Annotated in this window: 8 protein-coding genes and 1 pseudogene; 5 read left to right on the plus strand and 4 right to left on the minus strand. The window is 72.1% G+C overall.

Annotated features, from left to right (window positions below; translation table 11 throughout):
• On the plus strand, nt 1-1,209 hold a 1,209-nt coding region (locus tag QR77_RS42530; RefSeq protein ID WP_236710926.1), incomplete at its 5' end, for an ATP-binding protein.
• Between the two features lie 170 nt (nt 1,210-1,379).
• Nucleotides 1,380-2,534 (plus strand): PrsW family intramembrane metalloprotease, encoded by a 1,155-nt coding sequence (locus QR77_RS33765; protein ID WP_040029102.1) that lies wholly within the window; start codon nt 1,380-1,382, stop codon nt 2,532-2,534.
• A gap of 143 nt (nt 2,535-2,677) precedes the next feature.
• Here the strand turns inward: QR77_RS33765 and QR77_RS33770 are convergent, their stop codons facing one another.
• Both QR77_RS33770 and QR77_RS33775 read right to left on the minus strand, forming a co-directional pair.
• Nucleotides 2,678-3,727 (minus strand): DUF2637 domain-containing protein, encoded by a 1,050-nt coding sequence (locus tag QR77_RS33770; protein ID WP_040025833.1) that lies wholly within the window; start codon nt 3,725-3,727, stop codon nt 2,678-2,680.
• Between the two features lie 211 nt (nt 3,728-3,938).
• Nucleotides 3,939-4,796: a (2Fe-2S)-binding protein gene (locus tag QR77_RS33775; protein WP_040025834.1), complete on the minus strand. Its 858-nt coding sequence runs from the start codon at nt 4,794-4,796 to the stop codon at nt 3,939-3,941.
• A 257-nt stretch (nt 4,797-5,053) separates the two neighbouring features.
• Here QR77_RS33775 and QR77_RS33780 point away from each other — a divergent pair, with 257 nt between their 5' ends.
• The 3 genes and pseudogenes from QR77_RS33780 (at nt 5,054) to QR77_RS33790 (ending at nt 6,978) form a co-directional block, all read left to right on the plus strand.
• Nucleotides 5,054-5,803, plus strand: a complete 750-nt coding sequence (locus QR77_RS33780) for a GntR family transcriptional regulator (protein WP_052489781.1) — start codon at nt 5,054-5,056, stop codon at nt 5,801-5,803.
• A gap of 207 nt (nt 5,804-6,010) precedes the next feature.
• Nucleotides 6,011-6,451: pseudogene (locus tag QR77_RS33785) on the plus strand (ATP-binding cassette domain-containing protein); the annotation flags it as partial.
• A gap of 98 nt (nt 6,452-6,549) precedes the next feature.
• A complete protein-coding gene (locus tag QR77_RS33790; protein WP_040025836.1) occupies nt 6,550-6,978 on the plus strand; it encodes a hypothetical protein in 429 nt (142 codons plus the stop codon).
• 77 nt (nt 6,979-7,055) lie between these two features.
• Here the strand turns inward: QR77_RS33790 and QR77_RS33795 are convergent, their stop codons facing one another.
• Complete coding sequence (locus QR77_RS33795; RefSeq protein ID WP_236710927.1) at nt 7,056-7,817, minus strand: hypothetical protein; 762 nt, start codon at nt 7,815-7,817, stop codon at nt 7,056-7,058.
• Between the two features lie 484 nt (nt 7,818-8,301).
• On the minus strand, nt 8,302-8,732 hold a 431-nt coding region (locus QR77_RS33800), incomplete at its 5' end, for a helix-turn-helix domain-containing protein (RefSeq protein ID WP_040025838.1).

Genomic DNA, 8,732 nt, shown 5'->3' on the forward strand with positions numbered 1-8,732 from the left:
GACCGGGCCGGGCCGGTCGCGCTGGCTGCCGTTGTGGCTCCTGCGCTCGTCCTGGCCGCGCTGCCGACCGTGTCGTCCGGCGTGCCGGTCGTGGAACGGCTGCTCGCCCTGATCGACCTGCCACTCGGCTCCCCACTCGCACTGCTGGTGGTGGCGGTGCAGTTCGCCGCCGTCGCCTGGTGGCGTACCGCCCCGCTGCCCGGCGTACTCGTCTGGGGTGGCTGCGCGTTGCTCGCCGCTTCGCTGGACGCCACGAACCTGATGGCCTCGGCCGGGTGGGCTCTGCTGATGTGGGGCGCCGCGTCCCGTGCGCCCGCCCGCCGGTCAGCGGTGGTCGTCGCGTTGACCGCGCCGATCGTGCTGTGGCCGTTCGGTGACACGTTCATCCCGTGGACCCTGCCCGGTATCGCGGTGGCGTTCCTCTCCTGCGTCGGCGTTGTGCCGCTGTGGCTGGCCGGGGTGCTGGTACGACGGCGCCGACTGGGTGCCGAGCGCGGCCGGCGGGAGCGCGCCGGGGCCGCGGAGCGCGAGATCGTCGCCCGGGAGAGGCTGCGGGTCGCCAGGGACCTGCATGATGTCGTCGCCCATCATGTGTCGGCGGTCGCCGTACAGGCCGGCGCGGCCAGGATGGCGTCCGGTCCGGCGGGCCGCGCCGAAGCACTGGCGTACATCGCGGAGTCCGGCCGCCGGGTCGCAGGCGCGCTGCCCGAACTGGCGGGCCTGACGCCGGACCCGCACGGCGTCGTCCTGGACAGCGACGGGCTTGACCGGCTGCTCGAACCGGTCCGCGCCTCCGGGCTGCCGGTGGAGACCGAGCTGATCGGCGTCCCCGCTCCGGATCCGGGGGACGCGGAGCTGTTCGCGCAGCGGATCCTCACCGAGGCGCTGACCAACGTGCTGCGCCACGCCGGGCCTGCCCCGACGCGGGTACGGGTGGAGCACGCGCCCGGGGCGGTGTCGGTCGAGGTCAGTGACAGCGGCCCGGCCGAGGGCCACCGGCCGGGCGGTGGCGGCGCCGGGCTCGGGATCGTGGGGATGCGGGAGCGCGCCGCGTTGCTCGGCGGCAGTGTGTGGGCCGGTCCCGGCGAAGGCCCCGGCTGGACGGTCCGCGCCGACCTCCCCCGTACCGCACTCCTCCTTCCGGAGGACCCGGAAACGGCACCGAAGTCGTCCGAAGCGACGGCGCGCGAATACGGCTCCCCCGCCTAGCGTTCGAGCCACGCCGTCCCGTTGATCACCCCGAAGGCACCCACAGCGGCAGCGCCGCTGTGGCGATGCCGCCTGCCCCGGTGGGGTCGGTGGGGTCGAGGTCGGCGCGGTCGGCGGGATCGGCGGACCGAGAGTTCGGAACAGAGGGAGAGTTCGTGCAGGGAGAGTTCGTGCGGAGTCCGGCGCAAGCGCGGAGCCGTCTTACGGTCGTCGGCCTCGTCGTGACGGCGCTGGGGTGGCTGGCCACGCTCGGCTGGATAGGGCGGCAGATCGGGGTGTCCGGGGTACTGATCGGCATCCTGTGCGCGGCGGTGACGATCGTCCCCGTACTGGCCGCCTTCCGGTGGGTGGACCGCTGGGAGCGCGAGTCGCCGCGTCGGCTGCTCGTCGCCTTCTGCTGGGGCGCCGGGATCGCGGCGCCGATCGCCGTGGCGGTCCTCGCGGGAGCGACACGGCTGCTCGACGCGACGGCCGGGCACGGGGCCATCGACCGGTGGGGCCCGATGGTGGTGACACCGTTGAGCGAGGAGGGCCTGAAGGGGCTGTTCGTGGTCGCGTTGCTGGTGTTCCGCCCCCGCAGGGTCGACGGGCTGATCGACGGCATCGTCTACGCCGGTGTGGCCACTGCCGGCTTCGCGTTCACCGAGAACATCCTGTATCTCGGGCGCGCGGTCACCGAATTCCTCGGGGGCACACTCACCGACCGGGACGCGATCGTCAAGGTGGTCGCCTCGCTCGGTATGCGCATGGTCCTGCTGCCCTTCATGCATCCGGTGTGGACCTGCCTGATCGGGATCGGTGCCGGGATCGCGGTGGCGAGCCGCCGGGTGGGGGTGCGGATTCTCGCGGTGCTGCTCGGCTATCTGGCCGCCGCAGGGATGCACGCGCTCTGGGACACGACGGCGCTGAGGGCGGCGAGCCCCACGCTGCTCTTCAAGATTTACGGGTTTGTGATGGTGCCGCTGTTCGCCGGGCTGATCGTGCTGGTGGTCCTGGCCCGCCGCCGGCAGGCCCGTACGGTCGTCGCGGAGCTGCCAGGGATCGCCGAGGCCGGATGGATCCTGCCCGACGAGGTGCCGCTGCTGGCCGACCTGTCCCGGCGCCGGGGCCTGCGGGCCCAGGTACGGCGCCGCTCCGGCCGGGCAGCCGCCCGGGCCGTCGCCGACCACCAGGCAGCGGTCAGCAGGCTGGCGTTGCTGCGCGGCCGCATCGCGCGCGGCGCGGTCCGTGACCATGCGGGCGCCGAGCAGGAGGAGCGGGTGCGGGCCGTGGTGTGGACGCAGGAGAGGGCGCGGGAGCTGAGCACGGCGAACGCGGCGGGGTAGCTCGCCAACCCAGCACCCACCACCGACCGGGCGATCACCCACCACGTGAAATACGGACCGGCACGGCGCCTGCGCGCCGTGCCGGTCCGTACGTTCACCACCGCGCCCACCGAAGTGTGCGCGGCGGCCGGTGCTCACTGTGCTCAGCCGAACTGCCGCTCCAGATCCTGGAGTTTCTGCTCCAGCGAGTCGAGCCTCGGGAGCGTCTGGGTGTCGTCCTCAGCCGTGAGATCCACGGTGCGGGACTCCATACCCTGCACGGCCTGAAGTGAAGGCCGTGGTGTGGCGGGTGCGAGTTGTGGCTGCTCCGCCGGGAGGGGGTCCGCCGATCCGACGGCCGCCGCCGGAGCGCCGGACGCGTTCAGAGCCGGGACCTGACGGCCACCGCCACGGCCACGCGGCCAGGGCCTGTGCTGCCGGTTGAGCGCCCTTATCTGCGCCCGCTCCAGCCGCTGCTGGTCCCGCCTGCGGTGCCTGTTCTGCTCGTGCTGACGCTTGTCCTCGCGGACCTCCTCGACTGCTTCGTCGAGTGTGCGTACGCCTTCGAGCAGCATCAGCGACCAGGCGGCGAAAGTCTCGCGCGGTGCCCGGAGCCACCGTACGATCCGGATCTGCGGCAGCGGGCGGGGCACCAGGCCCTGCTCGCGCAGCGCGGCCCGGCGTGTCTGCTTCAGCGCGCGGTCGAAGAGGACAGCGGCCGACAGGGACATCCCCGAGAAGAACTGCGGGGCACCCGCGTGGCCGAACCCCCTCGGCGCGTGGACCCAGTTGAACCAGGCGGCAGCGCCGGCGAACAGCCACACCAGCAGCCGTGAGCCGAGCGCGGCGTCGCCGTGGCTGGCCTCACGTACGGCCAGCACCGAGCAGAACATCGCCGCACCGTCGAGTCCGAACGGGACCAGATACTCCCAGCCGCCGGTCAGACCCAGGTTCTCCTGGCCGAAGCCCACCAGGCCGTGGAAGGAGAGTGCGGCGGCGACCGCCGCACAGCAGAAGAGCAGCGCGTACGAAGCGGTCGCGTACACCGCTTCCTTGCGCCTGCGGCGCTCCTCGGTGCGTTCCCAGGAGTCTTCTGCCGAGGTTTTGCCGCTGTTGCGCTTGCCGCGCGCGAGCACGGCAACCGCCGCCAGAATGCCGACGAGCAGCACGGCGGCGGGGAGCAGCCAGTTCAGCGATATGTCGGTCAGTCGCATGCGGTGTTCCTTGCATCGCAGTAGGGCGTTTCGGGCGCCATCTTGACGGAAGTTCCGTGCCTCTCAGGGGGGTTTGGGACAAGAGAACGCCAACGAGGCGCAGAGGCACACAAATGGACGCAGTCCGCTAGAACTGCCGTCCGGACTGCGGCTGTCATGCCCGAATTAATATCACCCCTACGGGTGAGGTGAATCCACGGGTGACGGATAGTCAGTTGCGCGCGCTGAGCTTACGCACCCGCTCCTCGTCGCCTGTACGGGGGCATGTGGCGCAGGTGTCCTCGGGACGCAGAGTGTAGAAGAGGCAGCAGCTCGCACGGTCACGAGTGGGTAGCGATTCGCCGTCAGGTCCGGTCAGTTCGCGGAAGCCTGCACCACCGACGTACGGCTTGGCCGTGCCGGGCAGCAGCAGTTCCAGCTCCGCCATGGCGCGCCGCTCCTCGCCCAGCAGGTGCGAGACGTACCAGAGCCCCTCGACGATCTCGTCCGTCGCCATGCCCCACAGGGCGCGCCTGCCCCGCCGCATCACGGGCGCGAAACCTTCGAGGACCGGACCCAGGTGCTCGGCGACAGCCGTACGCACCTCGGCGCGCAGCGCCTCCTCGTCCGGTACGACACGCGCACCGGGGAGTGTGGCCGCCGGGTCGCCGGGAAGGCACGCGAACTCGTCGATCCGTACGGTCATCCGGCCCAGCGCCCGCTGGAAGGCGACCTGTCCGACGGGCAGCCGGGGCACCCTGCGGTGCAGGAACCACGGCACGGTGATCAGCAGACAGGCGGGCCACGCGTACCGGTGCAGGGCGAGGCTCGCGATCACATCGGGGCGCGCCTGCTCGCCGTGGTCACGCCGGATCTGCGCCACGTCCCAGGCCAGGAAAGCGTCCAGCGCCGCCCCGCCCTCCGCCAGCTCGGCCGCCCCTACCCAGCCGCCTCCGGCGGGAGGCCGGTCACCGTCGGTCAACTCGCCGACGCGCAGCGCGGGAAACACCTCGGCCAGACGGGCGTACGCGTCCGAGACGGGCGACGTCCGTGACGTGGGAGGGGCGGCGAACAGGGCGTGGACGGTCATGCAGGGGACCACCGAATCGCGATCGTTTGCAGGTAAGCCTTACCTTACCCGATGTGATCGATGTGTGAACCGCGCCGATGTCCGCCTATCGTGCAGATGAGCATCCCGCCCGCGCGAGCCGGGGCGGTCCGAGCGGTTGCCGGAGGTGAAGCCGGGTGGAGCAGAGCAGAGCACGGGAGAGCGCGGCCGAGCCGTGGCAGGTCGCCGCGTGCGGTACGGGCGTGTACGGGACCGGGGAGGACGCGCCCGGCGCGGACCTGCCGGGATCCCGCGCGTACGGGGCGGCCCGGGTCCCCGAGCAGGTGCGCGGCGAACACACACACTGCGATCCGCAGGGGTCGGGAGCAGGGGAGGGGGCGGGTCCGGGACAGGTGCGGCGCCATTCCGTACGCGGTCAGATACTGGCCGCCCTGCGCGGCGCCCTCGTCAGCGGTTCGCTGGTGCCCGGCGAGGTCTACTCGGCGCCCGTGCTCGGCGAGCGTTTCGGTGTGTCGGCGACGCCGGTGCGTGAGGCGATGCAGCAGCTCGCCCAGGAGGGCGCGGTCGAGGTCGTACCGAACCGCGGTTTCCGGGTCGCCCGGCGCAGCGCGGGTGAGCTGGCCGAGCTGGCGGAAGTACGGGCCCTGATAGAGGTGCCGGTGATGCTGCGGCTGGCCCGCACGGTGCCCTCGGACCTGTGGGACGGCCTGCGGCCCGTGGCCGACGCCACCGCCACGGCCGCCGCTCTCGGAGACCGGGCCGGCTACGCGGAGTGTGACCGGGCCTTCCACCGCGCGCTGCTCGCGCTCTCCGGCAACCAGCAACTGGTCATGGTCGCCGACGACTTGCACCGCCGCTCCCAGTGGCCGCTGGTCAGCGCACCGGCGCTGAGCCGCGCCGACCTGATCGCCGACGCGGCCGAACACGCCGCGCTGCTCGAGGCGTTGACCGCCGGAGATCTTCCGGCCGTGCAGTCGCTCGTCCAGGGGCACTTCACGGGCGGGCCCGGCAGGAGGCCCGCGCGCTGAACGCGCGGGCGCGGCGGGCGCCTTGGTGTGCCCCGGGCGCCGCACCCCGTACACCGGACGAATCGCCCTGATTGCTAACCTGACCCGGATGGCACACGGGAAAGCGGATCCCAACGGGGACGACGCGCACAGAGATTCCGAACCCGCCGCTGTGCCTGATCCACCTGCCGGACCCGGTCGGCCTGGCCCAGATCTGCTGGGCCCACGCGCAGCGGCGAACGCCTGGCGCTCGTCGGCCCTTCCGGTGCGGGCAAGTCGACCCTCGGCAGGCTGCTCGCCGGTATCGGCGCACCACGTACGGGCTCGGTGACGGTGGGCGGCGTGCCGATTGCCCGGCTGGACCCGGATCAACTACGCAGGCAGGTCGTCCTGGTCACGCAGGAACTCCATGTCTTCCAGGACATGCTGGGCAACAACCTGCTGCTTGCCACGCCCTCGGCCACCGACGACGAACTGAGCACCGCGCGCGACGCCGACCGGGTGGCCGTGATGGACATCGGCCGGCTCACCGAACTCGGCACGCACGACGAGCTGTTGAGTGCGGGCGGCGGCTACGCGAGCCTGTGGCGCTCATGGCAGGGCGAGGGCCGGGAACAGGACGGAGATCCCGGCCCGGGAGTGGAATCCGGGCTTCCTGTCACTCCCTGATCACGAAACATGTGACGGACTTGTGCGTGAAGCGCGCACGCATGTACCAATGTCTCTCTTGAATGTGAGCCGCCCATCGAGAGGAAGCGCCCCACCTCATGTCTGCACAGTCGCCGTCTCCCGAGGACCGGCACATAACCGACGAGGAGTGGGCGACGTTCCAGCAGGAGAGCGAGGGCCCGGCGCGCCTCACCGCGCCCAAGGAACCGTCGGCGCGGGCGCGCATGGTGACCGAGCGGCTGCGACTTCAGGACGAGGAGTACGAGCGGAGCCGGCGCCGCGGCGGCCTGGGACGCAAGGGCCGGGGCCCCCGTAGGTACCGCGCGACGCGGCCGAGCCGCAGGACCCGCGTGGACCGCAACAGCCCGCCCCCGCCCGACCGTTGGCGGACGGGCCCTTCCCCGTACGGACCGAACGGCCGGGCCGGCGGGGACAGCAGCGTCAAGGCCGTCGTCGGTGTCGTGCTCGTGATTGTCCTGCTGCTGATCGCCCTCAACCCCGAGCGCACACTGCCCTGGCTGTTCTGAACGTCCCGGCCGGACGGCGCGTCTCACCGTCCGGCGCGTCCTGCCGACCAGTGCGTCCTACCGTCCGGCCGGCCGGGTCAGACGGTCGCCGGCGGGGTGATCTGGTCGGCCAGCCAGATCGGCAGTCCGCCCAGTAAACGGAAGAGCCGCCCGGCCTCCGCGCGCAGGCGCGTGGCCTCCGGCTCGGACTCGGCGTCGGCCAGCGCGGCGAGCGCCGGCGCCGTACCGATCAGGTAGCCCAACTCCTCGCGGATCCGCAGTGATTCGGCGAAGCCGTGCCTGGCCTCGGCCAACTCGCCCTCCCGGAGGGCGAGGCCGGCCAGATGGCGCCAGGTGAAGGAGAGCAGCAGGCTGTCACCGTTCACGGTCGCCGCCGCGTGCGCCCTGCGATAGGCCGCACCCGCCGACTGCGGGGAATCGGAGACATGTTCGGCGATCAGACCGCGACGGAAGTCGAGCAACGCCCGCCCCGGCGCCGTGGGATCGAGTAGCGCGGCCGCCCGCCCGAGCGCCGCACGCGCCTCGTCGGCGCGGTCCTGTACGCCCAGTACGGTGGAGGCGTACGCGAGATGGCCCCGCTCGCACGCGGCCTCGCCGCGCTCGTCGTCCTCGTGGGCCATGGCCTCGGCCGTACGCAGCGCGTCCTCGGCCTCGGCCCAGCCCTTCGCCGTGAACAGACACCGCTCCACCAGCAGCGATGCCCGCTGGAGAGCCGGGGCAGCCGCAGCGGTGTGCGGTTGGAGCAGGGCCGCCGCGTCGGTCCAGCAGCCGCGCGAACGCAGCCGCCATACGGCGGTTTGGAGTGGGTCGTCACCGGCAGTGGTTCCGGAACGAGACATGGCGGGATGCGCCACATTGCCCTCCCCGAGCGCGCCGTTGTGCTGTTGAGTGTGAGACGCATCTCAGCATGGATCAGTACCCGGGGCCAATAGGGCGGGTGAAACTTTTCACAATCCCTGGGCCGGTCGCGTCGCCCCCGGGGTACGGGGGAGCGGGGCGTTCCGCGCCCCGGTGACCGGGCCGTTGACGCGTGATCACGGTCGTCACCTGCGACGACTCGTGTGCGGCCGGTGACGGGATCATGACGGGGAACGCCCTCGCGCGGGGCATCGGATCGTGCTGACCCGTGCGGATGACACCGGTCAACATGGCATCGATCCTCACGAGATCGGGGCCCCGGAGATCCGACGATCCGGAGATCCGACGACCGGGACGGCGGCGCCCGGAGACGCACGCCGCCGTACGCCGACGTACTCAGGTCCGTACGCCGGTCCGTACGCCGGTTCGCACGACGCCACCGGCTCTCTGCGTACGGGCCGCTCGTCAGCTCATCCTGAGCGCCAGGAAGAAGTCCAACTTGTCCTCCAGGCGCGCCACATCACGGCCCGTGAGCTGCTCGATCCTGCCCACCCGGTAGCGCAGTGTGTTCACATGCAGATGCAGCCGGGACGCGCAGCGCGTCCAGGAGCCGTCGCAGTCGAGGAACGCCTCCAGTGTGGGTATCAGTTCGGCGCGGTGCCTGCGGTCGTACTCCCGCAGCGGATCGAGCAGCCGCGCCGTGAAGGCGCGCCGTACGTCGTCGGGGACGAACGGCAGCAGCAGGACGTGCGACGCCAGTTCGTGGTGGCCGGCCGCGCACACCCGTCCCGGGCGCGCCGCCGCGACCCTGCGCGCGTGCCGCGCCTCCTCCAGTGCGCCGTGCAACCCCTCCGCCGAGTGCACGGCCCCGCTCACGCCGAGCGTCAGCCGCCCGT

Source organism: Streptomyces sp. 150FB, from assembly GCF_000818195.1.
GTDB lineage: Bacteria > Actinomycetota > Actinomycetes > Streptomycetales > Streptomycetaceae > Streptomyces.